At 71.4% G+C, this 26,890-nt stretch carries 29 protein-coding genes; 11 read left to right on the top strand and 18 right to left on the bottom strand.

Annotation, left to right across the window (positions count from 1 at the left end; genetic code table 11):
- Both OG430_RS37345 and OG430_RS37340 read left to right on the top strand, forming a co-directional pair.
- The gene (locus tag OG430_RS37345) at nucleotides 1-1,371 is read left to right on the top strand and encodes a CoA transferase (RefSeq protein ID WP_327357086.1); all 1,371 of its coding nucleotides are present in this window, start codon (nucleotides 1-3) and stop codon (nucleotides 1,369-1,371) included.
- Between the two features lie 152 nt (nucleotides 1,372-1,523).
- Nucleotides 1,524-2,555 carry a CopD family protein gene (locus OG430_RS37340; RefSeq protein WP_327357085.1) on the top strand — a complete coding sequence of 344 codons (1,032 nt, stop codon included), beginning with the start codon at nucleotides 1,524-1,526 and terminating at the stop codon, nucleotides 2,553-2,555.
- A 13-nt stretch (nucleotides 2,556-2,568) separates the two neighbouring features.
- On the opposite strand, the gene OG430_RS37335 is transcribed toward OG430_RS37340, so the two are convergent.
- The 4 genes from OG430_RS37335 to OG430_RS37320 all read right to left on the bottom strand — a co-directional run bounded on the left by OG430_RS37335 (nucleotide 2,569) and on the right by OG430_RS37320 (nucleotide 5,554).
- Complete coding sequence (locus tag OG430_RS37335) at nucleotides 2,569-3,612, bottom strand: zinc-dependent alcohol dehydrogenase family protein (RefSeq protein ID WP_327357084.1); 1,044 nt, start codon at nucleotides 3,610-3,612, stop codon at nucleotides 2,569-2,571.
- 21 nt (nucleotides 3,613-3,633) lie between these two features.
- Nucleotides 3,634-4,305: a lysoplasmalogenase gene (locus OG430_RS37330; protein ID WP_327357083.1), complete on the bottom strand. Its 672-nt coding sequence runs from the start codon at nucleotides 4,303-4,305 to the stop codon at nucleotides 3,634-3,636.
- Nucleotides 4,302-5,201 (bottom strand): sterol desaturase family protein, encoded by a 900-nt coding sequence (locus OG430_RS37325; RefSeq protein ID WP_327357082.1) that lies wholly within the window; start codon nucleotides 5,199-5,201, stop codon nucleotides 4,302-4,304. Before OG430_RS37325 ends, OG430_RS37330 begins: the two co-directional genes overlap by 4 nt.
- A gap of 110 nt (nucleotides 5,202-5,311) precedes the next feature.
- Entirely contained in the window at nucleotides 5,312-5,554 is a 243-nt protein-coding gene (locus OG430_RS37320; RefSeq protein WP_327357081.1) for a Clp protease N-terminal domain-containing protein, read from the bottom strand.
- Between the two features lie 42 nt (nucleotides 5,555-5,596).
- Here OG430_RS37320 and OG430_RS37315 point away from each other — a divergent pair, with 42 nt between their 5' ends.
- Entirely contained in the window at nucleotides 5,597-8,731 is a 3,135-nt protein-coding gene (locus OG430_RS37315; protein ID WP_327357080.1) for an NACHT domain-containing protein, read from the top strand.
- Nucleotides 8,732-8,737: 6 nt separating this feature from the next.
- Here OG430_RS37315 and OG430_RS37310 read toward each other — a convergent pair whose 3' ends face one another.
- The 5 genes from OG430_RS37310 to OG430_RS37290 form a co-directional block, all read right to left on the bottom strand.
- Nucleotides 8,738-9,409 (bottom strand): VIT1/CCC1 transporter family protein, encoded by a 672-nt coding sequence (locus OG430_RS37310; protein WP_327359392.1) that lies wholly within the window; start codon nucleotides 9,407-9,409, stop codon nucleotides 8,738-8,740.
- A 128-nt stretch (nucleotides 9,410-9,537) separates the two neighbouring features.
- Nucleotides 9,538-10,794: an amidohydrolase family protein gene (locus tag OG430_RS37305; RefSeq protein WP_327357079.1), complete on the bottom strand. Its 1,257-nt coding sequence runs from the start codon at nucleotides 10,792-10,794 to the stop codon at nucleotides 9,538-9,540.
- The gene (locus OG430_RS37300) at nucleotides 10,791-12,113 is read right to left on the bottom strand and encodes an amidohydrolase family protein (protein ID WP_327357078.1); all 1,323 of its coding nucleotides are present in this window, start codon (nucleotides 12,111-12,113) and stop codon (nucleotides 10,791-10,793) included. Before OG430_RS37300 ends, OG430_RS37305 begins: the two co-directional genes overlap by 4 nt.
- A gap of 9 nt (nucleotides 12,114-12,122) precedes the next feature.
- A complete protein-coding gene (locus OG430_RS37295; RefSeq protein WP_327357077.1) occupies nucleotides 12,123-13,007 on the bottom strand; it encodes an SDR family NAD(P)-dependent oxidoreductase in 885 nt (294 codons plus the stop codon).
- Nucleotides 13,007-13,804: an acetoacetate decarboxylase family protein gene (locus OG430_RS37290; protein ID WP_327357076.1), complete on the bottom strand. Its 798-nt coding sequence runs from the start codon at nucleotides 13,802-13,804 to the stop codon at nucleotides 13,007-13,009. The genes OG430_RS37295 and OG430_RS37290 overlap by 1 nt, the downstream gene beginning before the upstream one ends.
- A gap of 130 nt (nucleotides 13,805-13,934) precedes the next feature.
- On the opposite strand from OG430_RS37290, the gene OG430_RS37285 reads away from it, so the two are divergent.
- The 5 genes from OG430_RS37285 to OG430_RS37265 all read left to right on the top strand — a co-directional run bounded on the left by OG430_RS37285 (nucleotide 13,935) and on the right by OG430_RS37265 (nucleotide 17,752).
- A complete protein-coding gene (locus OG430_RS37285; RefSeq protein ID WP_327357075.1) occupies nucleotides 13,935-14,561 on the top strand; it encodes a TetR/AcrR family transcriptional regulator in 627 nt (208 codons plus the stop codon).
- A 199-nt stretch (nucleotides 14,562-14,760) separates the two neighbouring features.
- Complete coding sequence (locus tag OG430_RS37280; RefSeq protein ID WP_327357074.1) at nucleotides 14,761-15,747, top strand: DEDDh family exonuclease; 987 nt, start codon at nucleotides 14,761-14,763, stop codon at nucleotides 15,745-15,747.
- A gap of 95 nt (nucleotides 15,748-15,842) precedes the next feature.
- Nucleotides 15,843-16,076 carry a hypothetical protein gene (locus tag OG430_RS37275; protein WP_327357073.1) on the top strand — a complete coding sequence of 78 codons (234 nt, stop codon included), beginning with the start codon at nucleotides 15,843-15,845 and terminating at the stop codon, nucleotides 16,074-16,076.
- A gap of 70 nt (nucleotides 16,077-16,146) precedes the next feature.
- A complete protein-coding gene (locus OG430_RS37270) occupies nucleotides 16,147-16,941 on the top strand; it encodes an SURF1 family cytochrome oxidase biogenesis protein (RefSeq protein ID WP_327359391.1) in 795 nt (264 codons plus the stop codon).
- Between the two features lie 55 nt (nucleotides 16,942-16,996).
- The gene (locus OG430_RS37265) at nucleotides 16,997-17,752 is read left to right on the top strand and encodes an SDR family oxidoreductase (protein ID WP_327357072.1); all 756 of its coding nucleotides are present in this window, start codon (nucleotides 16,997-16,999) and stop codon (nucleotides 17,750-17,752) included.
- A 136-nt stretch (nucleotides 17,753-17,888) separates the two neighbouring features.
- Here OG430_RS37265 and amaP read toward each other — a convergent pair whose 3' ends face one another.
- The 5 genes from amaP to OG430_RS37240 are packed head-to-tail and all read right to left on the bottom strand — an operon-like array spanning nucleotide 17,889 to nucleotide 20,168.
- Nucleotides 17,889-18,467, bottom strand: a complete 579-nt coding sequence (gene amaP / locus OG430_RS37260; RefSeq protein ID WP_327357071.1) for an alkaline shock response membrane anchor protein AmaP — start codon at nucleotides 18,465-18,467, stop codon at nucleotides 17,889-17,891.
- 4 nt (nucleotides 18,468-18,471) lie between these two features.
- Nucleotides 18,472-19,170, bottom strand: a complete 699-nt coding sequence (locus tag OG430_RS37255) for a DUF6286 domain-containing protein (protein WP_327357070.1) — start codon at nucleotides 19,168-19,170, stop codon at nucleotides 18,472-18,474.
- The gene (locus OG430_RS37250; RefSeq protein WP_442816624.1) at nucleotides 19,167-19,511 is read right to left on the bottom strand and encodes a hypothetical protein; all 345 of its coding nucleotides are present in this window, start codon (nucleotides 19,509-19,511) and stop codon (nucleotides 19,167-19,169) included. The genes OG430_RS37255 and OG430_RS37250 overlap by 4 nt, the downstream gene beginning before the upstream one ends.
- Nucleotides 19,511-19,696 carry a hypothetical protein gene (locus tag OG430_RS37245; RefSeq protein ID WP_327357068.1) on the bottom strand — a complete coding sequence of 62 codons (186 nt, stop codon included), beginning with the start codon at nucleotides 19,694-19,696 and terminating at the stop codon, nucleotides 19,511-19,513. The genes OG430_RS37250 and OG430_RS37245 overlap by 1 nt, the downstream gene beginning before the upstream one ends.
- 10 nt (nucleotides 19,697-19,706) lie before the next feature.
- Entirely contained in the window at nucleotides 19,707-20,168 is a 462-nt protein-coding gene (locus tag OG430_RS37240; RefSeq protein ID WP_327357067.1) for an Asp23/Gls24 family envelope stress response protein, read from the bottom strand.
- Nucleotides 20,169-20,265: 97 nt separating this feature from the next.
- Between OG430_RS37240 and OG430_RS37235 the strand changes: the two genes are divergently transcribed.
- Nucleotides 20,266-20,994: a nucleopolyhedrovirus P10 family protein gene (locus tag OG430_RS37235; protein WP_327357066.1), complete on the top strand. Its 729-nt coding sequence runs from the start codon at nucleotides 20,266-20,268 to the stop codon at nucleotides 20,992-20,994.
- A 43-nt stretch (nucleotides 20,995-21,037) separates the two neighbouring features.
- Here OG430_RS37235 and OG430_RS37230 read toward each other — a convergent pair whose 3' ends face one another.
- The 4 genes from OG430_RS37230 to OG430_RS37215 all read right to left on the bottom strand — a co-directional run bounded on the left by OG430_RS37230 (nucleotide 21,038) and on the right by OG430_RS37215 (nucleotide 25,139).
- Nucleotides 21,038-21,835 carry an enoyl-CoA hydratase/isomerase family protein gene (locus OG430_RS37230; RefSeq protein ID WP_327357065.1) on the bottom strand — a complete coding sequence of 266 codons (798 nt, stop codon included), beginning with the start codon at nucleotides 21,833-21,835 and terminating at the stop codon, nucleotides 21,038-21,040.
- A 109-nt stretch (nucleotides 21,836-21,944) separates the two neighbouring features.
- Complete coding sequence (locus OG430_RS37225) at nucleotides 21,945-22,166, bottom strand: helix-turn-helix domain-containing protein (RefSeq protein ID WP_327357064.1); 222 nt, start codon at nucleotides 22,164-22,166, stop codon at nucleotides 21,945-21,947.
- Between the two features lie 380 nt (nucleotides 22,167-22,546).
- Nucleotides 22,547-24,145, bottom strand: coding sequence for an ABC-F family ATP-binding cassette domain-containing protein (locus tag OG430_RS37220; RefSeq protein ID WP_327357063.1), 1,599 nt, complete (start codon nucleotides 24,143-24,145; stop codon nucleotides 22,547-22,549).
- A 157-nt stretch (nucleotides 24,146-24,302) separates the two neighbouring features.
- Nucleotides 24,303-25,139 carry a hypothetical protein gene (locus OG430_RS37215; protein WP_327357062.1) on the bottom strand — a complete coding sequence of 279 codons (837 nt, stop codon included), beginning with the start codon at nucleotides 25,137-25,139 and terminating at the stop codon, nucleotides 24,303-24,305.
- A gap of 253 nt (nucleotides 25,140-25,392) precedes the next feature.
- Between OG430_RS37215 and ypfJ the strand changes: the two genes are divergently transcribed.
- Nucleotides 25,393-26,283 carry a KPN_02809 family neutral zinc metallopeptidase gene (gene ypfJ, locus OG430_RS37210; protein WP_327357061.1) on the top strand — a complete coding sequence of 297 codons (891 nt, stop codon included), beginning with the start codon at nucleotides 25,393-25,395 and terminating at the stop codon, nucleotides 26,281-26,283.
- Between the two features lie 86 nt (nucleotides 26,284-26,369).
- Nucleotides 26,370-26,771 (top strand): VOC family protein, encoded by a 402-nt coding sequence (locus tag OG430_RS37205; protein ID WP_327357060.1) that lies wholly within the window; start codon nucleotides 26,370-26,372, stop codon nucleotides 26,769-26,771.
- Nucleotides 26,772-26,890 lie beyond the last annotated feature (119 nt).

The following is a 26,890-nucleotide window of genomic DNA, read 5'->3' as shown; positions in this document are numbered from 1 at the left end:
ATGAATCTTGTGAACTCCCGTGCCGCGGCGCCGATCTGGGCCGCGTTGGGTGGCGATCCCGCCCTGCTGTCCCGGGTGACGTACGACGGCCCGCAGGGCCTGCTGCCGTCCCGGCTCCCCGTACTCGAGGCGGCACGCGCGTGCGTGACGGTCTGCTCGCTGGCGGCCGCCGAGTTCGCGGCCGACGGGGGCCCGGTGCCGGGGGTCCGGGTCGACGACGGAGCCGTCGCCACGGCCTTCGTCAGCGAGCGGCATCTGCGCGTGGACGGGCGCGCGCCCGAGAACTTCGCCCCCTTGTCGCGCTTTTGGCGCACGGCCGACGGCTGGGTGCGTACGCATGCCAACTACCCGCACCACCGGGCGGCGTTGCTCGCCGCGCTCGGCGTTCCCGAGACCGAGGTCGAGGCGGAGCTGGCCCGGCGCCCGGCGCTCGCGGTGGAGGACGCGGTGTACGCCGCCGGAGGCCTGGCCGTCGCGCTGCGCACGCCCGAGGAGTGGGCCGCGCACGAGCAGGGCGCGGTGGTCGCCGCCCGGCCCCTGCTGGCCGTGGACCGGCTCGACGAAGGGCCGGCACGCGCGCGTGGCGGCCGTTTTCGCGTGCTCGACCTCACGCGCGTGCTCGCGGGCCCGGTCGCGACCCGCACGCTCGCCCTGCTCGGGGCCGATGTGCTGCGCATCGACGCGCCCGGTCTGCCCGAGCTCGCCGACCAGCACGCGGACACCGGCTTCGGGAAGCGGTCGACCCTGCTCGATCTGGGCCGGCCGGCCGACCACGCCACCTTCGAGGAGCTCCTGGCCGGCGCCGATGTCGTCGTCACCGGCTACCGTCCGGGCGCGCTCGACCGCTTCGGCCTCTCCCCCGAGGCGCTGGCCGAGCGCCGGCCCGGTCTGGTGGTCGCCCAGGTGTCGGCGTGGGGCGAGGAGGGGCCGTGGGCCGGGCGCCGGGGCTTCGACAGCCTGGTGCAGGTGGCCACGGGCATCGCGGCGACCGAAGGGGACATCGCAGGTGACAGCGACCGGCCCGGCGCGCTGCCCGCGCAGGCGCTCGATCACGGGACCGGCTATCTGGTGGCGGCGGCCGTGCTGCGGGCCCTCACCGAGCAACGCGCCCAGGGCGGCACCCGGCACATCGGCGCCGCGCTCGCCCGGACCGCGCACTGGCTGACCGGGCTGGACCGCGAGGGCACGGCGTCCACGGCGTCCACGGCGTCCACGGCAACGTACGACCCGGAGAAGTACCTGACGGACACGGACAGCCCGCTCGGGCGGCTGCGTCACGCGCTGCCGCCCGTGGCCTTCGAGGGCGGGCCCGGGAACTGGTCGACCCCGCCCGGCCGGTGGGGCTCGGATCGCCCGCAATGGCGCGCGTAGGGAGCGTCTGAGCATGCAGAGGGAGCAGGTGCACCTCTCATGACCGCGCACTCGGTCATACGTCGCCGAAATGCAGCACACATGCGTCTTCGAGTCGTCCCAGTGGACGGCCGAGGCTTGCTGGACCTGTCCATTCCGGTCAAGCTCGGTCAATGAGCGTATCCCGCCCATCTGTTGCGAGTTCACCGGACGCCCCTGACGGCGCCAGGCGGGCCGCTCTGTGGCGGGCGTCGGCCGTCCTGGTGCTGATCCTGGCGGCCGCGCTCGTGCCGCTCCTCGGGCCGTCGACAGCCCTCGACGGCACGGGCGAGGTGGCCGCCCCCGGCGTCGGTCTGATCACGCTGCTGCGGACCGTGACGTTCGGGGCGCTGTGCGTCCTGGTGGGCCAGGCGGCCGGCGGATGGCTGGCCCGGCGGGTGCCGGACGCGCCGGCGCAGCGGCCGGCCGGCTGGGCTCTCGTCGCGGCCTGCGCGGGGGCCGCCGCGGCCGTGGGGCTCGCGCTCATCGTGGCCAACGGCAACTGGGTGCCGGACGGCCTCGCCGAGATCCGCCCGGGCCGGCTCTACCAGACGACCGACGGACGGCTCGCGCTCCTCGAGATCAATGCGTTCATCGCCGCCGGGTTCTGCGCCCAGTCACGCCGCCCGGGCACCGCCGCGCTCCCGCTCGCCGCGGTCATCGTCGCCGAGGCGCTGCGGGCCCATCCCGCGGTCGGCCCCGAGGAGGACCCGCTGGTCGGCAGCGTGCTGACCCTGGTCCATCTGACCTGCGCCGCGCTGTGGGCCGGAGGGCTGCTCCAGGTGCTGCGCACGATGTGGGTATGGCGGCCCTGGCCCGATGCGGCCGCCGCGCTGCTTGGCCGCTACGCGCGCGTGGCCGCGCTTCTGTTCGCGGCGATCACCGCGTCCGGCATCTGCTCGACGTTGCGGAAGCTGCCGCTCGAATCGGTGTTCACGACCGCCTATGGCCGTGTACTTGTCGCCAAACTGCTGCTCGTCGCCGTCGTCGCGGCGCTCGCGCTGATCTCGCGGATCCGGCTGCGCCGGGTGCGCGAGGGCGCCCCGTGGGCCGCGCTGGTGCCGGCGCGCGCCGAGGTCGTGGCCCTGGGTGTGGTCGTCGCGGTGTCGGCCCTGCTCACGGCCGTGCCCGCACCGATCTGGTGGGCACGGCCGCTGTGGGGCTGAGCCCCACTCGATGTCAGGGCTTGACCAGGACCTTGAGCGCGGTGCGCTCGTCCATCGCCTTGTAGCCGTCCGGCACTCCGTCGAGCCCGACGGTCAGGTCGAAGACGGGCGAGGGGTCGAGGCGGCCGTCGAGCACGTCGGGCAGCAGCTCCGGAATGTACGTCCGCACCGGGGCGACGCCGCCGCGCAGCGCGATGTTCCGGTCGAACATGACGCTCAGGTCGAGCCCGGTGCCGCTGCCGTGCGGGACGCCGACGAAGCCGATGGCGCCGCCGTCGCGCGTGATGTTCACGGCCGTCCGCATGGACTGCTCGGTGCCGACCGCCTCGATGACGGAGTGGCAGCCCTGCCCGCCGGTGAGCTCCCGGATCGCGGCCTCGGCGGCCTCTCCGCGCTCGGCGACCACGTCGGTGGCACCGAAGCGCTTGGCGATGTCCGTACGCACCTCATGGCGGCCGAGCGCGATGATCCGCTCTGCGCCCAGTCGCCGGGCCGCGAGAACGCCGCACAGACCCACCGCACCGTCACCGACGACCGCGACCGTCTTGCCCTTGCCGGCGCCCGCGCCGAGCGCCGCGTGGTGCCCGGTGCCCATGACGTCGGAGAGCGCGAGCAGCGCGGTCAGCAGGTGGTCGTCGCCCGCGGCATCGGCCGGGAGCTTCACCAGGGTTCCGTCGGCGTGCGGCACTCGCACCGCCTCGCCCTGGCCGCCGTCGTGCCCGACCGAGCCCCAGAACCCGCCGTGCACACAGGAGGTGGTCAGCCCCTCCGTGCAGTAGTCGCACGTGCCGTCCGACCACATGAAGGGCGCCACGACCAGGTCACCGGCCTTGAGCCCGCCGACCTCCGAGCCGGTCTCCTCGACGATGCCGAGGAACTCGTGCCCGATCCGCTGCCCCTTCTCGCGGGCCGCCTCGCCGCGGTACGCCCACAGGTCGCTGCCGCAGATGCAGGCACGCAGGACGCGCAGGACGGCGTCGGTGGGCTGCTGGATCTTCGGGTCCGGCACGTCCTCCACGCGCATGTCGAAGGGGGCGTGGATGGTGGTGGCGCGCATGACAGAGGTTTCCTCAGCAGGTCAGACGGTGGTACGCCCTTCACCGTACGCCTGCTCGGCGGGCTCGCACGCCAGGGCCGAGCCCCGCACCCCGTGGGCGAGGAGCACCTGCGCGGCCACGTACGTGAGCATGATCCAGAAATCCGGCCGGGGCAGCTGCGGCCACTCGGCGATCCCGGTGGCGATGAGGGTGTCCGAGAGCAGGAAGAGCGCCCCGCCGATCCCTCCCACGAGCCCGACCCGCAGGGAGCGGAACGCCATCGTGGTGAGCAGCAGGCTGTACCCGGCGACGGGGACGCGCAGCTCCGCCGGCAGGTCGGACCAGAGCAGCGCCACGGTGCCGACGAGCGCGACGGCGTACGCGGCCCCGAAAAGCCCTGCACGCGCGCGTGCCTGCCCATGGCGGGCGAAAAGCACCAGATAGCAGACGTGCCCGGCCGCGAACGACCCCATCCCGGCCAGGAACGCCGGATCGGCGTCGAAGAGCAGCAGGGTGTCCCCGCCCCAGCCGAACAGCAGGGCAACGACCAGGAGTCGGGGCCCGCCGCGCACGGCGACGTACGCGGCGAGCAGCGGCATCAGCAGTGGCTTGCAGAGGGTGTGACCGAGGTCGGCGCCGGCGAGCAGCGAGCCGAGGTCCCCGACGGCGGCGAGGCCGAAGGCGGCGAGGAGCAGTCGTTCGGTGCGGGTCACGCCGCGCCTTCGGTCACGGGGTCCGGCGCCCGGTCCTGCGCCTCCGCCTGCACCGGCAGCGCCGGCTTCGGCGACCAGCCGGGCCCGCGGAAGACCCGACCCGCCCGCTCGCGCCAACTCTCCGCCGCCTTCAGGTCCTTGGCGATGGCGACGTACTCGTGGGTGGCGACCTTGATCGGGTTGTACGTCTCGATGTTCTTGGTGAGCCCGAAGACGGGCCGCTCGACCTCGGGCACGAAGGACCGGAACAGGCGGTCCCAGACGATGAGGATGCCTCCGAAGTTGCGGTCCAGATAGCCGCCCTGCGAGGCGTGGTGCACCCGGTGGTGCGAGGGGGTGTTGAAGACGAACTCGAAGGCGCGCGGCAGCTTGTCGATGCGCTCGGTGTGGATCCAGAACTGGTACACGAGGTTCGCCGAGGAGCAGAACGCGAGCGCGGCCGGGTGCACGCCGAGCGCGATCAGCGGGACGTAGAACGGCCAGACCGTGAGGCTCGTCCAGGGCTGCCGCAGTGCGGTGGAGAGGTTGAACTTCCGGCTGGAGTGGTGCACGACGTGGCAGGCCCACAGGATCCGGATGACGTGGTGTCCGCGGTGCGACCAGTAGTAGAAGAAGTCCTGCGCGAGCAGCATCAGCGGGATCGTCCACCACAGGACGGGCACGCTCAGCGGTGTCAGCTCGTAGATCGCGGTGTAGATCGCGACGATCGGGATCTTCCACAGCAGATCGAAGGCGAGACTGCCGAGCCCCATGCCGATGCTGGTGGCGGCGTCCTTGGTCTCGTACCCGGCGGCATCCTCGTCGGGATGCAGGCGCACGCTCACGATCTCTATGACGGTGAGCAGCACGAATGCGGGTATCGACCACAGCACTACATCGGGCAGATTCGGCGGCATGCGTGCACCGTAGGCGCGATTCGCGGTCGCGGCTAGACGTTGTTACCGACAAGTATTACCCGGGGTACGGGGGGTGATCCTTGTCGATCTCCGCCAATGGCCATGGGGCGTCAGTCCCCGTACGTGCGCATCACCTCGCTCAGCCGTGCGTCCAGGTCGGCCAGGGCGATGATCTCGGCGAGCACTTGCGTGGGGACCGAGTCGGGGTCGCGGAGGATGGCGAGGAAGAGATGCTCCACGCCTACGTAGCCGTGGCCGAGGTCGGCGGCGATGCGGGACGCCTCGGCGACCACTCGCTCATATCGCGGCGTCGGTACGGGAGTTGCGGGTACGGGAGTTCGGTCGTCCGGCATACGATTCAGGGTCCATGGATGGGCGCGCCGGGAGGAACACCCTTGCAGGGACTCGAAGTTGCGCTGGCCAAGCTGGCGGGGTCGGTGGTGTCGGCGGTGGCCAAGTCGCTGCTCGCCCCTCGGGCGGGGGCGGGGCTCGTGCGGGATCCGGTGCGGCGTGCGCCGGGGCCTCGCGGTCGGCGGGCGGCCTCGGCCGAGGTGGATGCCGGGCGGCTGGTGAAGGTGCTGGCGGGGCGGCTGGCTCACGGGTACTCGGGGCTGCCCGAGCACGAGCGGCTTGCGGCGGTCGCGGCGGTGGGGGATGCGTTTGCCTCGGCGGGGTCCATTGATGTCTCGCGTGTGTTTGCGGTGGACCTTGATCCGGGGCGCTTGCGGGGTGAACTGCGTTCGGTTGATGCGGGGTTGAGCGAGCGGGGGCAAGCCCTTTACGAGGAGCTGTTGCTGTTGTGCTGCGCGCACGCGGTGGAACAGGTGACCGCGGATCCGTCGTTTGCGGGGCGGGCGGTGGTGGAGCAGGCTCGGCGGGTGGGGCGTACGCAGGAGCTGCTGGAGGGGCTGCGGAGGTCGACGCCCGATGCCGTGGCGCTGGACTTCGAGCAGCGGTACGCGGACTTCGTCGCGCAGACTCATGGGCGGCTTGAGCTGTTCGGGCTGACGCTCGGCGGGCGGGCGCGGGCCGAGTGGTCGCTGGATACGGCGTACATCAGCCTGGGGGTGAGCAGCGAGCGGGACAGCCCCGGCCTGGAGGGCGGCCTCGAATCACCGCGCGCCATACCGACGATGACCAGGATCGAGGAGGCCTTCGCCGACTCCGAGCGGCTGCTGCTGCATGGCGGGGCAGGCTCAGGCAAGAGCACCCTCGTGCAGTGGCTCGCTCTGAACGCCGCGCGCCGAAGCTTCGGCCCCGAACTGGCAGACTTGAACCGGTACGTCCCCTTCGTCCTGCAGCTCCGCTCGTTCACCGCGTCCGCCGATCTCCCCATGCCGGAGGGGTTTCTGCGGGCAGCCGGAGTTCCGCTGCACGGCTCCGCACCCGGCGGGTGGGCCGAGGAACTGCTGGCCAACGGGCGGGCGTTGGTCCTCATCGACGGTGTCGACGAAGTGCCGATGCGACTGCGGAGCCGTACGGAGAAATGGCTCAGATCTCTCATCGCGGCCTTTCCCCGGGCCCGTTATGTCGTCACCACCAGGCCGGCCGCAGTGCCCGAAGGCTGGCTGTCCGGCGAGGGATTCGTGGCGCACTCGCTGCTGCCCATGGAGCGCGACGACATCCGGGCCTTCATCGGACGCTGGCACGACGCCGCGCGCCAGGAGTGCGCCGTCGAGCGGGAACAGGAACTGCTCGACACGTACGAGGCCGCCCTGGGCCAGGCGGTGGCCACCCGCCAGGACCTGGGGCGATTGGCCACCAATCCGCTGATGTGCGCGCTGCTGTGCGCCCTGAACCGTGACCGGCGCATGCAGCTGCCACGGGCGCGCAAGGAGCTGTACGACGCGGCCCTGGACATGCTGCTCGTACGCCGCGATACCGAGCGTGAGATCACCGCTGTGGAAGGCGTCTCACTGACCCGAGAGGAGCAGACGGCGCTGCTGCAGCGGCTCGCGTACTGGCTGATCCGCAACGGACAAGTGCAGGCCTCGCGTGCGGAGGCCGTCGAGATGATCGATGAGTGGCTCGATGCGATGCCGCAGGTGCGGGCGCAGGGCGACGCGGAGCAGGTTTTCGCCCACCTGCTGATCCGCAGCGGCCTGCTGCGCGAACCGGCACCAGGTGCCGTGCACTTCGTACACCGGACGTTCCAGGACTATCTGGGCGCCAAGGCGGCGGTCGAAGCCCGCGACTTCGGGGTCCTGGTGCGGAACGCGCACGACGACTCGTGGGACGACGTCGTACGGATGGCTGTCGGGCACGCGCGCGTGGAGGAGCGGTCACGGTTGCTGCGGCAGTTGTTGCGACGGGCGGACAAGACGCAGCGGTGGCGGCATCGGCTGGTGTTGCTTGCCGCGGCCAGCCTGGAGCACGCGCCGGAGCTGGACCCCAAGGTGCGGGCCGAAGTTGAGGATCGAACCGAGGAGTTGGTGCCGCCGCGCTCCCTGGCGGAAGCGGATCAGCTGGCAGCTGTCGGCGAGCTGGTGCTGGAACTGCTGCCAGGCCCGGACGACCTCGACGAGTTCTCGGCCGAGGCGGTGGTCAAGACCGCCGGGCTGATCGGCGGGGATGCAGGACTCGCGGTGATCTCCCGGTACCGGCAGGACGAGCGGCATCGGGTGGCTAGGCAAGTGTCGTGGGCCTGGGGGGAGTTCGAAGCCGACTCATATGCGCGGGACGTGCTGGCCGCCGGCAATTGGACGGACACGTACCTACATGTACGAACCGCACAGCAGTTGCGGGCGCTGCGGTTCACACCGCAGGTCAAGTGGGTGCAGGTGAGCGGGGACCACACGGACCTGACGCCGATGCGACCGCTGCGAGAGCTGGATGCACTGGCTCTGGCGAACAACTCCGCACTCACCGGCCTCGGGCCACTGGCTGGTCTCGCCCCGCTGCGGTCGGTCTCCCTCCTCGGGTGCTCCGCCCTGCGCGACCTGTCCCCGCTGGCCGCGAGTGAGGTCAAGCATCTGAGCCTCGTCGCGCTGGAGCCGGAGCTCTCGTTGGCACCCCTGTTGGACATGCGGTCCCTGCGGTCCGTGGGCCTCAACTACCCGGCTCCGGTACGCAGCGTCGGCGAGCTCCCGTTCGGTCCGGACCTCAGTCGCCTGTCGCTCTACTCGGGCACACAGCACATCGCGCTCGAAGGGATCGCAAGCTGGGCGCAGTTGGGCCGGCTGTCGGTCTCCGGACCGTTACAGAACTCTCAGCTCGGCCTGGTGCCCGAGACGATGCCTCTCACATTCCTGCGCATCCAGTACGCGACCTCAGACCTGGGCCGCCTCGGCAATCTCAGTTCCCACCTCAAGGAACTCGACCTGTGGCGCTGCGAGATCCCGCACGGCCTCGGTCCGTTGCGGGACTGGCCAGCTCTGGCAAGCGTGTGGATCGCGGAGTGCACGCAGGCCGGAGAACCCGTCGACCTGAGCCCCTTGGCAGGCCTGGATCACATCACCGTCAACCTGTCGGGCGAGGCTCCCGTGCTCGGCGAAGACCTACTCCCCGCCCACCGCCTCATCAGACGCTGAGCCCCCTCACACCCCCACCGCCCCCAACAAAGCCCCCACCCCATAAGTAACAGCCATGGCCAACGCACCCCCCACCACATTCCGCACCACCGCCCCCCGCACCGGCGACTGCCCGAGCCGCGCACTCACCCACCCCGTGATCACCAGCGCGACCAGCACGGAGACCACCGTCACCGGCACCCGCCACCCCGCCCCCGGCAGCACCATCGCCAGCAACGGCAGCAGCGCCCCCGCCGTGAAGGCCAGGAACGACGCCCATGCCGCGTGCCACGGGTTCATCAGCTCGTCCGGGTTGATGCCCAGCTCCACGCGCGCGTGCGCACGAAGGGCGTCCTTCTCCGTGAGCTGCTGAGCCGCCTCCCGGGCCACCGAAGCGCTCAGCCCCCGCGCCTCCAACAGCCCGGCCAGTTCGTCCAGTTCGGCATCCGGCTGCTCCCGGAGCTCGCGCCGCTCCAGCGCCAGCGCCGCCTTCTCCGAGGCCCGCTGCGTCGAGACCGACACGTACTCCCCCGCCGCCATCGACATCGAGCCGGCCAGCAGACCCGCGAGCCCGGCCGTCAGGAGCGTGCCCCGGTCCCCCGTCGCGCCCGCCACACCGACGACGAGGCCCGCCGTGGAGACGATGCCGTCGTTGGCCCCGAGCACCGCCGCTCGCAGCCAGTTCAGGCGCGTACTCATGTCTCCGTCGTGGGCCTCGCCGCCGTGCGGTGCGGTCTGATCTCCGTCGTGGGCCTCGCCGCCGTGCGGTGCAGTCTCAGTCACGCGGGGAGGGTCTCACGCGAGCCCCTCCCCGCCCGGGCATCGACTCACCAGACGCGTACCTTCCCGCCCCGCGCGAACACCGGCGACGTGGCGTCCTCGGGGGCCTTCTCCAGCGGCTCCGATAGCTCCGCCACCGTGGGACCGACCTTCGCGGCCAGGGTGTCCAAGTAGGCCAGGTCGAAGCCGTAGACCCGCGCCGTGTTGCCGCCCACCATCGCCGCGATCTCCGCAGGCGGCAGCCCTGCGTACGCGATGCGCAGGCCTTCGCGCGAGTACGGGTACGTTCCCTCGTCGTGCGGGTAGTCGCTGCCCCACATGATCTTGTCGAGGCCGATCCGGTCGCGCAGCGGCACCTCGTGCGGGCGCATGAAGCTGGCGCCGACGTAGCAGTTGTCCTGCCAGACCGCCGACGGCCCCTTGCCCATCGACTCCGCGAGCCCGGCGCCGAACTTGGACTCCGCCGTCCCGGCCCGCTTCGACGCGGCCGCGACCAGGCGCCCGTGGTAGTAGTCCAGCATGTCGAGCACGCCCGGGATCCAGCCGGAACCCTGCTCGGTCAGCACGAACTTGAGGGAGGGGTGGCGGCGGAAGGCGCCGCCGAAGATCAGGTGCCAGAGGGCCCGGTGCGAGAACCAGGTGGTCTCCACCATGAAGACCGCGCGTGCGGCCGGTTCGTCACCGAGGGGCGGGGAGGCGGAGCCCGCGTGGTGGTTGACCGGGACGCCGAGCTCCGCGCAGGTCGCCCAGATGCGGTCGTACGTCGCCGAGTACAGCTCCGGCAGACCCGAGCCCGGCGGCGTACCGGGCAGCAGCAACCCGCCCGTCAGGCCCGCCTCATGGGCCCAGCGGATCTCCTTCACGGCCTCGTCGACGTCGTTGAGGAGGATCTGGAAGACGCCCGCACGGCGCCCGGGCGCGGCCGCGCAGAAGTCGGCGAGCCAGCGGTTGTGCGCGCGCAGCCCCGCCCACCGCTGCTCGAACTCCTCGCTGGTCGGGGCCGGGGCCATCAGGGACGCGGTGGGGAAGAAGGGCGGGATGGTGTTGGGGAACACCACCTCCGCGACGATGCCGTCCTCCTCCAGCTCGGCGATGCGGCGGTCCGAGTTCCAGTTCTTGTCGGCCGTGTCGGCGAGCAGGTCCTCGTACGGATTGACGTACGTGGCCGCCCACGCCTCGAACGCGTCGTGGTGCTTGGACTCCAAGTAGGGCTTGTAGTCGAGGAGATCGGCCCCGGCGTGGCAGTCGGCGGAGACGACCGTGTAGCGGTCGCCGGGCTCCTTCGGCGCGAAGGGCTGTGTCATGGGTTCACCCCCAGGTCGGCAGCAGGCGCCGGGCCCATCACCGGGAAGTCGTTGTCCGTCAGCCAGTGCCGGCCCACCTCGCGCGAGCGCGCCCAGGACGCCTCGACGGCCGCCTGGTCGTCGCTCTGGCCGAGGTCGGCCGGGGTCGGGCCGATGCGGCGGGCGAGCGGGGCCAGCGCCTCGGTGTCGAAGCCGAACACGTCGGCGGCCGCGAGGCCGAGCATGCGGCGAGTCTCGGCGACCGGGATGTCATGGAAGGTTTTCCGCAACCACGCGCGCGTGTCGGGCCAAGTGCCTTCCGGGTGCGGGAAGTCGGAGCCCCACAGGATGTTGTCGACGCCTATCTCGTAGCGCTGGGCGAGCTCGCGGCGCTTGGTATTGGTCGCGCAGATGAAGATCTGGCGGTCCAGGTACTCGCTCGGCGGCCGCTTCAGCTCGGCGAACGGCGAGAGCTTCTTGCCGCCGTGCGCGCCCAGGTAGAGGCGGTCCATGAACCACAGGAGGTTCGGCAGCCACCAGCAACCCGACTCCGCGACCCCGAACTTGAGCCCCGGGTGGCGCTCGAAGACGCCGGACCAGAGCAGGAAGTGCAGCGGGCGGGCCGGCCACCAGGTGACCTCGGAGACGTAGATGCCGAGGTGGTCGCCGTACTCGTGGCGCGGGGCCGCGCCCGAGTGCGTGACCATCGGCATCCCGGTCTCGGCGGCGGCCGCCCAGATCGGGTCGTAACGCCGGTCGTGGTAGGGCGCCTTGTCGACCCACATGGACGGCACCATCAGGGCGCCGAGGCCGGACTCCTTGGCCCGGTGGATCTCCGCGACCACGCGGTCGACCTCGCCCGTGATGGGCAACAGGGCGACTCCGCAGTGCCGTTCGGGGTTCTGGCCGACGAACTCCGCCAGCCAGCGGTTGTGCGCCTGCGCGCCCGCCATGCCCAGCTCGGGGTCCTGGTCGCCGGAGAGCCCGAGGCCGACGCCGAAGGGCGCGGCGGTCTGGCTGTCGACGGCGTCGGCGTCCGGGAAGACGACCTCGGCGGCCACCCCGTCGCCGTCCAGCTCCTTGAGCCGCTGGGCCACGTCCCAGCCGCCCTTGAGGCCCTCCTCGTTGTCGCTGAACCACTTGTCGGCGAAGGCCTCGTTGCGTACGCCGAGCCGCGTCATCTCCTCGCGACGCCGGTCGCGGCCCGCGAGGAACTCGTCGAAGTCCCGGTGGAAGCGGGAGTCCAGATAGGGCCGGTACTCCTCGGTGGGCAGCCCGGCGTGGCAGTCCGAGGAGATGATCAGGTACGGGTCCTGCGCATTGCGTACGTCTTCAGTCATGGCGGCTCCTCAGTCCAGGATGAAGCTCTCGAGGTACCCGGGATTGGCGCGGTCGAGCATCGACTGCGACCTGGCCTTGATCTGCCGGTCGCTGTGCTCGCTGTCGGGCAGCAGCCAGAAGCGGTCCGCGCGGATGCCCTCGGCGACGAAGTCCGCGACCTCCTCGACCGGCGTGAACTGCACCTCCTGCCCCGCCTCCTTCATCGCGGCCTCCCACTTGTCGAGGCTGCGGTAGGGGGTCTTGCGGGGACGTTCCTTCGCGTACCGGTCGGGCCGGTTGCGGTGCGACTCCCACAGGCCGGTACGGAGCATGTGCGGGCCCGGGAACAGCACGGACGCGCCCACGCGCGCGTGCTCCGCCTTGAGATGCGCGTACAGCGACTCGGTCATCGTCACCACCGCCGCCTTGGTGACGGCGTACACGGAAGCGGTCGGCAGTGGTGCGATCCCGCCGTCCCCGGACGAGGTGTTGACGACGTGCCCCCGCTCACCGCTCGCGATCATGCGCGGCAGGAACGCCTGGATGCCGTGGAAGACGCCCCATACGTTGACGGAGAAGGCCCACTTCCAATCGTTCGGCTCGTGCTCCCACATGCGGCCCTCGGCACCGGATCCGACACCGGCGTTGTTGCACAGCACATGCACACCGCCGTACGTCTCGTACGCGGCGTCGGCAAGCGCCATGACGGAGTCCCGGTCGGAAACGTCGACCACGCGCGCGTGCACGTCGGCGCCGTCCTCGCGGAGCTCGGCCGCCGCCTTCTCCAGGGCGCCCTCCTCGACATCGGCGAGGACGACCTTCAGCCCGTCCGCCGCGAACCGCCGCGCCATCGCGAGCCCGATGCCGCTGGCCGCCCCCGTGACGACGGCCACCTGGCCTGCTTTGAGCTCCATTACGCGCTGCCCTCCGGGGGTCCGTCGAGGATCTGCTGCGGGTCGTCGTAGCGCTGGTGGATGTACGGCAACAGGGCCTGGGCGCTGACCCGTTCGACGACCTTGCCCTGCTGGTCGGTGGTCTTCTCGCCGATGGTGAGCTCGACGAGGGTGCGTACCGGGAGATCGGCCACGGGATCGAACATCGACTCCCGAAGGACCACATCGCCGGTGATCTTCTCCAGCTTGCGCACCTTCTCGTTGCGTACGCAGTGCACCAGGACCGGATCCGCGTCGAAGCCCGAACCGTCCACCGCGGGAAGGAACTTGAAGTAGAAGTCGGTCTTCTGCTTCGGCTCCGGCGGCTCCAGCACCTCGCTCACCGCGCCCCGCACCTCGACGAAGGCGATGCCGTGCCGGGCCAGGGCGGCGCGCACCACCAGGCCGTTGCGCTCGACGGTGACCTCGCCCAGCTTCTTCGGCTCGCCGAACACCTCGCGGCCGCCGATCAGGGCCCGCTCGTGGGTCATCGGCATGACGAGGGGGTACCAGCCCTCGACGCCGTTGTGCTCCGCGGCCACCGCGACCGAGCCCGCGCCGAGCGGGTAGCCCGGCAGGTCGACCTTGCTGATGTTGGCCCGCACCAGGGGCCGCCCGGTGGGCTTGAGAGGCGGCGGGAGCACCGCGGCCACCGCGTCCGGATCGCTCTCCCAGACGGCGACGACGCCCGTGGACCAGATGTCCGGAAGCTTGGAGTTCTTGGTGCGCGCCGCATTGATTTCCGCCTCGGTGCGGGCGCCGTACCGTACACGTGCCATGACGTACCACCCTTCGTTCGCTGCGTCGGGGGTCGGTTCTGTAACACAGTTACACGGGCTCCGATGAAGGGTAAAGAGCCGTGCACGGAACGGAATCGGCAACGGAGCAGACAGCCGTCGAGGGGGCACGATGTCCAAGCAGGCACGCGCAGCACTGACCCGCGAAGAAGTCCTGGACACCGCCGCGAACCTCGTCAAGCAGCACGGCCCCGCCGCCCTGACCATGCGCAAGCTGGCCGCCGAGCTCGGCACCGCGGTCACCTCGATCTACTGGCACGTCGGCAACCGCGAATCACTTCTGGACGCCCTGGTGGACCGCACCCTCGACGACCTCGGCGCGATCAGACCGGTCGGCCGTACGCCCGCACACCGCATCGTCTCCGTCGCCCGCACCCTGCGCCGCCAGCTGCGCGAGCACCCCTACCTGGTGGCGATGGTCCATGAACGCGGCCTCACCGAGCGCATGTTCCAGCCGGCCCGGCAGGCCCTGGTGCACGAGGTGCACGCGGCAGGCCTGCGCGGCGCCCGGGCGGCCGAGGTCGTACGGGCCGTCCTGTTCCAGGTGGTCGGGTTCGTACTGGTCGAACGCAACCGGGAACGGGCGCCGGTACAGCGGCCGGGCGAGGAGGAGTTGTGGGACGTGAAGACCGCCGAACACGACCCGGCACTCGCGCGCGCACTGGCGACGCCGCCACAGCCGGACAAGCTGTTCACGGCGTCCGTACGCGCCCTCGTCGAGGGCCTGCTCGCGGACTGAGGTCCGCGGCGGTCCAGAAGTCCGGAAGTTCCAGAAGTCCACAGAGGTTCCGCGGTCGGCGTCCTGGCGTCGTATGTGACCTGCCCCCGGGCCGAGTTGACATCGCCCGGCCCAGCGGGGTAACGACGCCCGCGCCGGGCCGCCCCGGAACCGGCCCGTGTGTCCGCGCTGTCAGTCCCGGGTCGTATCCTCAGTGACCATGCTCGAAGACCGCACGACCGCAGCGCCATGGCCGGCCGCGTATCCGTCGGGGTACGCGGTCGTCGACGTGGAGACCACCGGCCTCGCCCGCGACGACCGGATAGTGTCCGCTGCCGTCTACCGGCTCGACGCCCGCGGTGAGGTCGAGGACCACTGGTACACGCTGGTCAACCCCGAGCGCGACCCCGGCCCGGTCTGGATCCACGGCCTGACGAGCGACGTCCTCGAGAGTGCCCCGCTCTTCCCGGAGATCGCCGAGGAGTTCGCGTCCCGGCTCGACGGCCGCGTCCTGGTCGCGCACAACGCGGTCTTCGACTGGTCGATGATCGCCAGAGAATACGCGCGCGCGGAGCGCACCGCCCCGGTCCGCCAGCGCCTGTGCACCATCGCGCTCTCCAAGGAGCTGCGGCTCCCGCTGCCCAACCACAAGCTGGAGTCCCTCGCCGCGCACTTCGGCGTCGTACAGCAGCGCGCGCACCACGCGCTCGACGACGCGCGCGTGCTCGCCGAGGCCTTCAGGCCCAGCCTGCACGCGGCGGCGGACACCGGCCTCAGGCTCCCGCTCCTGGAGTGCCTCCCACTGACCGAGTGGAACCGGAGCCCCAGCTCCCCGGGCATCGGCCGGCAGTCCTCGTACGGCCAGTCGTCGTACGGCCAGGGCAGCTGGCGACCCTCGCGCAAGCGGCCGCCGTGCCCCTACCCCAACCCCGGGCGGTACGAGGACGGCAAGCCCCTCCAGCAGGGCATGCGGGTCGCCTTCTCGGGTGACACCTCCGTCGACCGCGAGCTGCTGGAGGACCGGGCGGTCGAGGCGGGGCTGCACGTCGCGACGAGTGTGTCGAGGCTCACCAGCCTGCTCGTCACCAATGATCCGGACTCGAGCACGTCCAAGGTCGTCAAGGCCCAGTCGTTCGGCACCCCCGTGCTGGACGAGGCGGCCTTCGGTCAGCTGCTGCGGGATGTGGCCCCGGCGTCAGCCGGCTGACCGACGTGCCCCCCCGGCGTCAGACGGGTGATTTGTCGGGCCGCGCCCCGCATGCCGCGCGCGTGCGGGCACGGCCGCGTCCCACCCTGTGGCGCATGGCAAGTTGCGAGGTCTGCGGAAACGACTACGGCATGTCCTTCGAGGTGCACGCGCAGGGCGCGGTGCACGTCTTCGACTGCTTCTCCTGCGCCATTCACCGCATGGCGCCCATCTGCGAGCACTGCCGGTGCCGGATCATCGGCCAGGGCGTCGAGGTCGACCAGCAGTGGTACTGCGGCGCCCACTGCGCCCGGTCGGAGGGGAAGGTGGGCATCGTCGACAAGGTGTGAGCACCCCTTGCCGCCCGGCTGAGGCGACCCCCGGACCTTTCACCCCATGGCCGAGTTGTACGGTCATGGGGTGTACCGCTTCCTGTTGTCCCGGCAGTGGGTCCTCGTCACCCTCCTCGCCCTCGTCCTCATCCCCGTGATGATCGAGCTGGGCTTCTGGCAGCTGCACCGCCACGAGCACCGCGTCGCGCAGAACTCCCTGATCGCCGACAACCTCGAGGCCGACCCCGTGCCCGCCGAGCAGCTGACGAAGCCGGGCCACACCGTGCCGCGGGCCGAGTACTGGCGCCGGGTCACCGCGACGGGGACGTACGACACCGCACACGAAGTCGTCGTACGCCGCCGCACCAACGGCGACGACCAGGTCGGCTTCCACGTCCTGACCCCGCTGGTCCTCGACGACGGCAAGGTCCTGCTCGTCAACCGCGGCTGGGTCGCGTCGAGTGGCGACCAGAAGGCCTTCCCCAAGGTCCCGGCCCCGCCGCAGGGCAAGGTCACGATCACCGGCCGGCTGATGGCCGACGAGACCAGCGGCGCCAGCGGCATCAAGGACCTCAAGGGCCTGCCCGACCGCCAGGTCATGCTGATCAACAGCGCCCAGCAGGCCGAGCTCATCGGCAAGCAGGTCCTCGGCGGCTACGCCGAACTCACCGCCCCCGAGCCGCCGTCCGGCAAACCCGAACCGATCGGCGCCCCCGACCACGATTCGATCGGCCCGCACATGGCGTACGCGATCCAGTGGTGGCTGTTCTGCGCGGGCGTCCCGGTCGGCTGGGTGGTCCTGGTCCGCCGTGAGCTGCGCGAGCGCCGCGAGCGCGCCGCCGCCGACGCCCCGTCTCAGGAGCCGGCCTCGGCCGCCGTCTGACCGGACCCCCTGCACGGGCTCGCCCCGGCCGGGGCGGACGCGGCAGGATGGGGCCATGGATCTTGGATTGAAGGACCGCGTCTACGTCGTCACCGGAGCCACCCGTGGTCTCGGCCACGCCACGGCCGAGGCGCTGGTCGCCGACGGCGCGAAGGTGATCATCACGGGGCGCGAGGAGAAGTCCGCCGCCGAGGCGGCCGCCGCGCTCGGCGAGAACGCGGTGGGGGTCGCCGCCGACAACGCCGACCCGGCCGCCGCGGCCCGCCTGATCGAGACCGCGCGCTCCCGCTTCGGCCGCTTCGACGGGGTGCTGATCAGCGTCGGCGGGCCTGCGCCCGGCTCTGCCGCGAGCAACACGGACGAGCAGTGGCAGTCGGCGTTCGAGTCGGTGTTCCTCGGGGCGGTGCGGCTTGCGCGGACGGCGGCGGCGTCGCTCGGCGAAGGCGGGGTGATCGCGCTCGTCCTGTCCGGTTCGGTGTACGAGCCGATCGCTGGGCTCACGATCTCCAACGGCCTGCGGCCGGGGCTTGCCGGTTTTGCGAAGTCCCTTGCGGACGAGGTGGGTCCGCGGGGCATCCGCGTGCTGGGGGTGCTGCCGGGGCGGATCGGTACGGATCGGATGCGCCAGCTCGACGGGCTCTCGCCCGACCCCGAGGCCGCCCGTGCGGCGAACGAGGCGAAGATCCCTCTTCGCCGCTATGGGACTCCGTCGGAGTTCGGCCGCACGGCTGCGTTCCTGCTGTCGCCGGCCGCGTCCTACATCACGGGCGTGATGGTGCCGGTGGACGGCGGGGCTCGGCGCGGGTTCTGACCTTCTTTTCCCCACCCCGCCCCTTCCCGAAAGACTGCCGTCGGCTTCAAAGAAAGTCCTCAAGCGCCGGACGGGCTGATAAATCAGCCCGTCCGGCGCTTGAGGACTTTCGGGAAGGGGCGGGGTGGGGAAAAAATCAGTTCACCCGAGCCGCCCGATGCCGAACCGCCCGCATCCGCACCTCCGCCGGCAACCGCTCCAGCCCAGCAGAGTCCCGCGCCTGCGCCACCGCTTCGGCGCTGACGCGGTACAGCACATCCGCAGGCTCCGCATGAGCCTCGAGCCACAGGCTCACTCCGGCCTCGGGGGCACTGCGCCTACCCGTGAGCGCGACCTGGGCCCGCCGGACCCCGTCCAGCCCCTCGGCCTCCCCGGCCAGCACCCCCTCCAGCGCAGACCCGCGCAGCAACGCCCCCTGCCCGTCCCCGCTGTCCACAAGCACCTCCGCCAGCCGCCCCCGCCGAACCTGCGCCACCACCCACCACACCGCGAGCAACAGCACCGCCCCGAGCACCGCGAACACCACCGGCCACCACCAGCCGCGCCCACTCAGGCTCGCCCGGTCCGCAGCGCTGAGCAGCACATCGCCCTGCCCGTCCCACGCCCACCAGGACGGCACCGCCACCCCGAGCCCGGCCGCGAGCGCCGCCCCGCCGAGGACGACCAGCGCGAGGCCCAACAGACCGAGCAGGACCCGGTTCACATACGTCAGCATCAGCTCAGCCCCTCTTCCCGGGCCGGGACACCCGCACCGACAGGCCCGGCGCCTGCGCCAGACCCAGCCCGCGGATGCCCTCGCCGAGCGTCGCGTCCAAGTCGGCGCGTACGTCGTCGAGTTGACGGAAGTGCGCCACCGCCCGTACGTCGACCGAGTGGCGCCGCATCCGGACGCGTACCGACTGCACCCCGGACACCTCCATCGCCCGGTCCCGCAGCACGAGCGCGGCCGCCCCGGTGTCCAGCCAGGCCCGCACCTCGGGGTCGCCGGCCCGCATCGCGAGGAAGGACCGCCGGCCCGGCGTGGCCGCGAGAACGAGCAGCCACACACCAAGGGCCACGGCGGCGCCCGCGCCGAGCAGCACCCAGACGTCGTCGAGCGGTCGCGCGGCGAGCGTCCGCGCCAGCTCGCGCCGCCAGTCCACCGCGGTCCGGTGGGCACGTACGGCGGCGAAGTCGTACAGCAGCAGCCCCGCCGCGCCCGCGCCGAGAACCCCGACCACCGCGGCGGGCACGCGGCGCACGGACCACATCCACGGCCCCGAACCGTCCTCGTCCGGCGTGGGCACCGGCTTGTAGGACGCCGCCGACGCCGACTGGTCGAGCTCGCTCGGGGCCGCCCTCTCGCCCTTCTCGTCCTTCTCCAGGACGGGCAGCCGCTGGGTGCCGCCCCCTTGGAAACCCTCGTCACCTTCGTTCATCGTGCCCTCCCCTGTGCCGCCGCGCGCGACCGCGCCGAGTACAGACGCTCCACGCGGACCGTCACCTCGGGCACCGCCATCCCCGCCAACGCCCTTACCCGCTGGACGACTTGGCGACGCACGGCACCGCACTGGCGACCGATGTCGCCGGGGTAGCCGAGTTCGAGCCGGATGCGGACCCGGGCGGTGTCATGGTGCACCGTGACGGTGGCCTGCGGAAGCTCTGCGCCCGAGGGCAGCTCGACGGCCTCGCGCGCGGCCCGTGCCGCGATCTTCGCGACGACCCGGTCGGCGATGCGGGTCGCCCCGCGTTCGCCCGGCTCGACGGGCGCCGCGCCCATCATCGTCGCCGGTCGCCGCGCGGCTTGAACAGGTCACCGGGCTCGAGGTCGCCCTCGGCATACCGCCCGACCAGAAATCCGATCGCGCCGAGCGCCGCCACCAGGAGAAACGCCCCGAACCCGCCGAAGTACGCGGCGAATCCGAGCGCCATGCCCGCCATCAGGCCGACCACCGCCATGCTCATCGCGGGCTCCTCACTGCAGTCGTCCCTGCTCTTCTTCCTCTTCGTCGGGGAGCTTCACATCGCCGACCGCGATGTTCACCTCGACGACTTCGAGGCCCGTCATGCGCTCGACTGCCGCGATGACGTTCTCCCGTACGGCCTTGGCGACGTCGGCGATGGAGACGCCGTAGTCGACGACGATCTCCAGGTCGAGCGCCGTCTGCACCTCGCCGACCTCGGCCTTCACACCTCTGGCCACGGCCTTGGCGGAGCCGGGCACCCGGTCGCGGACGGCGCCGAAGGTGCGCGCGATGCCGCTGCCCATGGCATGCACACCGAGCACGTCACGGGCGGCCAGCCCGGCGATCTTCTCCACGACTCCGTCGGAGATGGTGGTACGCCCCCGGGTGGCGGGGTCCCCGCCACCGCGCCTGGTCGGGCCGCTCTTCGCCAACTCCGTTCCGGACAAGCTCTGTTCGGCTGTCTCGGTCATCGCATTCGCCCCCATCGAGGTGAGTTGCGCTCCTGTGACCACAGTAAGTGCGGTTGCCCGGCAGCGCGCCGGGCCGGATACGGGGCAGTCTGGAGAGATGACGGCTGACGGGTGGGTGCGGGAGGTACGCCGAAGTCTCGGCCTCGGCCGGCTTCTTCCGCTGGGCGACGCGCGGGACGGCGCATGGATCACGGAACACGCGGCCCGCGCGGTGCTGTCCGCCGCCGCTTCAGGGGTACGCGGCGTACGGCTGGGTCCCCTTCGCCTCGGCCTGGCCGACCCGGCAGAGACGGGCGAGCCCGCGGTGCCCCCGCCGCCGAGCGCCTTGCCGCCGGGGGCGCTGCGCATCGAGGCTGACTTCGAAGCGATCGCGACGACTCCGTTGCCGACCACGGCGGACCGGTTGCGCGCGCAGCTGTGGGAGTGCGCAACGACCCAACTCGGGCTCGCGGTCAGTGCAGTTGACCTGCGCGTGACGGGGCTCCTCGACCACGAGCCCGAACCCGACGACGTACAGCGGAAGCCACCCGCGTCGGCCGGCCGCGCACCGAGGCCCGGCACCGACGAGGCAAGAGCGGCAGCGGCCGCGCGGTCCGTACTCGGGGTGGCGGGCCTGACGGAGGATCTGGGTCGTGCGGTGCACATCGAGCAGCGCGACACCCCGCCCGGAGCGGCCGCGCTCGCCGGACGCCATGTCCGCATCGAGCTGGCCGTCCGGACCGGGTATCGCGCTGTGGATGTTGCCCTGTCAGTACGCCGCGAGGTGTCGCGGGAACTGCCCGGGCTGCCGAGCGTGGCGGTGCTCGTCACGCGCATCGGGCCCTGATTCAGCCCGAGCCCGTCCGACATGCGGAAATCGAGGCCCAGCCTCAGTCGCCAAGCCCCGCAAGATCCCGCAGCCGCCGCGCCTGAGCGGAACGTTCGGCCACGCGCTGCTCCTCGTACGACCGTCCCGAGGCACCCTGAAGCAGCGCCTTGGTCTCGATCACGGCATCGCGCGGCGCGGCAAGGAGCGCGCCGGCCAAGTCCCGTGCGGCGGCGTCGAGTTCGGCGCCGGGCACGACGAGGTTGGCCAGCCCGATACGCTCGGCCTCCGCCCCGTGGACGAAGCGTCCGGTGGCGCAGATCTCGAGCGCGCGGGCATAGCCGACGAGGCTCACCAGCGGATGCGTACCCGTCAGATCGGGCACGAGCCCGAGGCTCGTCTCGCGCATGGCGAATTGCACGTCGTCGGCCGCCACGCGCAGGTCGCAGGCGAGCGCGAGCTGGAAGCCCGCACCGATCGCATGCCCTTGAACTGCGGCGATGGAGACGATGTCGCTGCGCCGCCACCAGGTGAATGCCTCCTGGTACTCGGCGATGACCGCGTCGAGGTCGGCGTCATTGCCGCGGGCCAGGTCGAGGAAGGACGGCTCTCCCTCGAAGCCCTCGGGCGTGAACGCCTGGCGGTCGAGCCCCGCGGAGAAGGACTTGCCCTCACCGCGCAGCAGCACGACGCGGACGCTGCCCGGCAGTGACCGACCCGCTTCCGCCAACGCCCGCCAGAGTGCAGGACTTTGAGCATTGCGCTTGGCCGGGTTGGTCAGGGTCACCGTGGCGATCGCGTCGTCGACGGTGAGCCGAACGCCGTCCTTGTCGAATACGTCCGTTACCTCAGGTACAGCCATGGGGCGCCTCCGGTGGCACTGCAGCCGCTATTAAGTGACTGCACAGTAACCACCCGGCCGATCATGGGATCGACCGGGTGGCCACCATCGAAGACGGTGAGCCGCCCGATCAGCCGGCGGCGGCCTTCTTGCCCCGCGTGGCCCCACCGCGACCGCGCAGTGTGACACCGGATTCGCTGAGCATCCGGTGGACGAATCCATACGAGCGGCCGGTCGATTCGGCCAGCGCTCGGATGCTCGCACCGGAGTCGTACTGCTTCTTCAGGTCTGCCGCGAGCTTGTCGCGCGCGGCGCCGGTTACCCGGCTGCCCTTCTTCAGAGTCTCGGCCACCCGTGCCTCCTCATGGGAAGTGCGCTCTGGACTTCTCATGATCACCCCTCAGGGGCTTCCTGGCCACCCATTCGGCAAGGTCCGTCCCACAAGGTTTGCGGCCGAATGGGCGGTCATCACGAGCGGAATCTCTGCTTCCGCTGACCTCTGAACGTACGACCGAACGGGTTCATCGACTAAGGGCCAGGTCAGCGCCCGAACGGGACGCGTCAAGGGCGCACAGCCGATACAGCCCCAGATTCCGTGTACGACACACCCTGGTACGAGGCGCTCTCACTCAGATGAAGGATCACCCATAAGGCGAATGATCCATACGGAGTTGATCAGGCCTCGACCAGGGCCGGGAATCCTCTGCAGGGGCAAAGGATCAGGGCGGAGGATCAGGCGAGTGCGACGAGATCCGCGTAATCCGGACCCCACAGGTCCTCCACACCGTCCGGCAGCAGAATGATCCGCTCCGGCTGCAGCGCCTCGACGGCGCCCTCGTCGTGCGTGACGAGGACGACCGCTCCCTTATAGGTACGCAGCGCGCCGAGGATTTCTTCCCGGCTGGCCGGGTCGAGGTTGTTGGTGGGCTCGTCGAGGAGCAGCACGTTCGCCGACGAGACGACGAGGGTCGCGAGCGCGAGCCGGGTCTTCTCGCCGCCGGACAGGACGCCGGCGGGCTTGTCGACGTCGTCGCCGGAGAACAGGAACGAACCGAGCGTCTTGCGTACGGCGACGAGATCCAGGTCGGGCGCGGCGGAGCGCATGTTCTCCAGGACCGTGCGCTCCGGGTCGAGGGTCTCGTGCTCCTGTGCGTAGTAGCCGAGCTTGAGGCCGTGGCCCTCGATGACCTCGCCCGTGTCGGGCTTCTCGGCGCCGCCGAGGAGCTTCAACAGGGTGGTCTTTCCGGCGCCGTTGAGTCCGAGGATGACGACCCTCGAACCCTTGTCGATGGCCAGGTCGACATCGGTGAAGATCTCGAGCGAGCCGTACGACTTCGACAGGCCCTCGGCCATGAGCGGTGTCTTGCCGCAGGGCGAGGGGTCCGGGAAGCGGAGCTTGGCGACCTTGTCGCTGACGCGCACCGCGTCGAGTCCGGCGAGCAGCCGGTCGGCCCGCTTGGCCATGTTCTGCGCGGCCACGGTCTTGGTGGCCTTGGCACGCATCTTGTCGGCCTGCGAGTTGAGGGCCGCGGCCTTCTTCTCGGCGTTCTGCCGCTCGCGCTTGCGGCGCTTCTCGTCGGCCTCGCGCTGCTGCTGGTAGAGCTTCCAGCCCATGTTGTAGACGTCGATCTGGGCGCGGTTGGCATCCAGGTAGAACACCTTGTTGACGACGGTCTCGACGAGCTCGACATCGTGGGAGATCACGATGAAGCCGCCGCGGTACGTCTTCAGGTACTCGCGCAGCCAGACGATGGAGTCGGCGTCGAGGTGGTTGGTGGGCTCGTCGAGGAGCAGGGTGTCGGCGTCCGAGAACAGGATCCGGGCGAGCTCGACGCGGCGGCGCTGACCGCCGGAGAGGGTATGCAGCGGCTGGCCGAGCACGCGGTCGGGCAGGCCGAGCGCGGCGGCGATGGTGGCGGCCTCGGCCTCGGCGGCGTACCCGCCCTTGGTGAGGAACTCCGTCTCCTGGCGCTCGTACTGCTTCATCGCCTTTTCGCGGGTGCCGCCCTGGCCGTTGGCGATGCGCTCTTCGTTCTCACGCATCTTGCGGATCAGGGTGTCCAGGCCGCGGGCGGACAGGATGCGGTCGCGGGCGAGCACGTCCAGGTCGCCGGTGCGCGGGTCCTGCGGGAGATAGCCGACCTCACCGGAGCGGGTGATGGTGCCGCCGGCCGGGGTGCCCTCGCCGGCCAGGCACTTGGTGAGGGTGGTCTTTCCCGCGCCGTTGCGGCCGACCAGGCCGATGCGGTCGCCCTTGGCGATACGGAAAGAGGCGTTCTCGATGAGGATGCGGGCTCCGGCGCGCAGCTCGATGCCGGTTGCGGTGATCACGGTCAGACTCCAGGCAGAGGGGGGAGGGACGGCGGACGGGGTCAGGCGGTGTCGTCGCCGTCTAATGCGCGAGGAGAATGGCCATGGGGCCAATTCTAACGGGGGTACGCAACCCGTTTGTTCTGGGCTGATCCGTGCGGACTGCCGCCGGGGACCGCTAACGCGGGCGGGTCGCGGCGCCGGGCAGGGCGTTGCCCAGGGGCTTGCGGTGCGGGGTGATGTGGCCGAGGCCGTCCACGGCGACCAGGTCTCCGGGCCAGGCGGCCTTCGGGCCGGTGCAGGGCTGGGCGACGATCAGGGCGTGGCCGTGGCGGACGGCCCTGGCCGGCTCGAAGGCGCAGCCGCGGCGGGCGGGCAGCACCCAGCGCAGGTCGCCGTCGGCGGTGCGGTAGGCGGAGATCCGGTGGGGCGTGACGACGGCGATCATGTGCGCGTCGCGGTCCAGGTGCCGGAGCACGCCGGTGCCCGCGCGGGCGGCGGGCGTGGCCAGCCAGGCCCGGCCGGCCGGGATGGCGCGGTGCCAGCGCACGGCGCTGCCGTCGGCGCGGACCGTGTCGGTGACCAGGCCGTCGTCCCAGAGCGTGAGGGCGTGTCCGGGGGCCGGAAGCAGGGCGAGCGGGCGGCGGTCCTCGCGGGTGTAGGTCCAGCTCGGACGGCCGGTGGCGGGGTCGTACGCCTCGACGGCCGCTCCCCTCTTACGCAGCCGGGGTTCGGGCCGGCCGTCGCCCGCGCGCGCGTGGGCCTCTTGATCGGGCACGCGCGCGTGCGCCGCGTCGTCGTCCACGCGCGCGTAGGACGTGAGGTGGTCGCCGTACGGGGCGGGGCGCGCCTCGTGGGCGGCGGTCGCGAGCGGGAGTGCCAGCAGGGCCACGGCCACCGGCAGCATCAGGCGGCCGCGGCGGCGCGGCGGCCGCGGGGGGCGCGACGGGCGGGTGGGCCCCGGGACACCGGGGGGTCGCACCCCGGTCATCTCGATCGACGACAGTGCCGTCACCTTGCCCCCCCTTTCCACACTTCTTCGGCGCTTGCGGGCATTGGGCCCCCGGATCAGGCGCAGAGCGTAGCGGCGGCCCGCGCGGCGGGCGGCGCGGGCGGGGACGACACGGCGGAGGAGGCCGAGGCCGTTCCCCCGTTCAGCCCTCCGCCCCACGCCACGCGTCAAGGGGCAAAGCAGGATGAAGTGGCCGATACTCGGCGGAAGGGCGGCGGGCCGTCGCCCGGGATGTGGAGCAGAGGGTGGTGCGCCCATGCAGTTCGACGACGACGCCAATCTGGACACGTCCGAGGTCCAGGACGTCCGGGGCAGCCGGATTCCCGGCGGCAGGGCGACCATCGGCGGTGGCCTGGCGGGCATCATCGCGCTGTTCATGGGGCTCTTCTTCGGCGTCGGGCCGGAGAACCTGGGCCTGACGTCCGGCAACGACCAGCCTGCGACGTCCGCGTCGAGCGCGGCGCAGGTCCAGCAGACCTGCAAGACCGGGCAGGACGCGAACACCAAGGAGGATTGCCGCCTGGTCGCGGTGGTCAACAGCGTCCAGGACTTCTGGCGGGCGGAGTTCCCGCGCCGCAACGGCCGCTACACCGACGCGCAGACGGTGTTCTTCACCAACCGCGTGGGCACCGCGTGCGGCACGGCCACCTCGGCGGTCGGCCCCTTCTACTGCCCCGGCGACCAGAAGGTCTACATCGACCTGGGGTTCTTCAACGAGCTGCGGACGAAGTTCGGCTCCAGCGGCGGCCCCTTCGCACAGGCCTACGTCGTGGCACACGAGTACGGCCACCACGTACAGGACCTGATGGGCACGCTGAAGCGCTCCCAGGACGGCCGCACCGGCGAGAACAGCAACGCCGTGAAGGTGGAACTCCAGGCGGACTGCTACGCCGGGGTGTGGGCCCACCACGCGACGACGACGCCCGATCCGGCGACCGGCAGGCCGCTGATCACCCAGCTCACCGAGACCGACATCCGGGACGGCCTGGACGCGGCGGCCGCGGTGGGCGACGACCGGATCCAGGAGAAGTTCCAGGGCCGGGTCACCCCCGAATCCTGGACGCACGGCTCGGCCCAGCAGCGGCAGCAGTGGTTCTACCAGGGCTATCGCTCGGGCGACATGGCGCAGTGCAACACCTTCCGGTGAGCGCTCGGCCGGGATTGTCAGACCCTGCTGCAAGACTGTGCCGCAGGTCACAATCCGCTGGCCGGATCCTGGAAGGGGAGAGCGTCATGGCACAGACACCGAGCATCACCCCGACACTGCTGTACGCGGACGCCAAGGCCGCGATTCTGCAGCTCACGGAGGCCTTCGGGTTCACCGAGATCGCGGTGTACGAGGGTGAGGGCGGCCTGGTCGAGCACGCCGAGCTGTCGTACGGGAACGGCATGGTGATGGTGGGCTCCAAGGGCCGCGGCGGGGCCTTCGCCAAGGCGATGGCGGACGCGGGGCCCGCGGGCCTCTTCGTGCACGTGGACGATGTGGACGCACACCACAAGCAGGCCGTCGAGCACGGCGTGGAGATTCTGATGCCCCCGACGGATCAGGACTACGGGGCGCGGGACTACATGACGCGGGACATCGAGGGCAATGTGTGGAGCTTCGGGACGTACGCCCCGGCGGTGGGCGGCTAGCGCCGGCCACGGGACGGGGGCACGGCGGCGGGCCCCGTCGGCAGGGCTCGTCGGTGGTGCCCGTACCGCTGTGCGGGACACCGGGGTTGACCGTCGCCCCGGCGGACGGCGGGGCGCCC

It is taken from the genome of Streptomyces sp. NBC_01304 (assembly GCF_035975855.1).
Lineage (GTDB): Bacteria > Actinomycetota > Actinomycetes > Streptomycetales > Streptomycetaceae > Streptomyces.
Note: the sequence above shows the minus strand (reverse complement) of the source record. Positions and strands in the feature narration are given on the sequence as shown.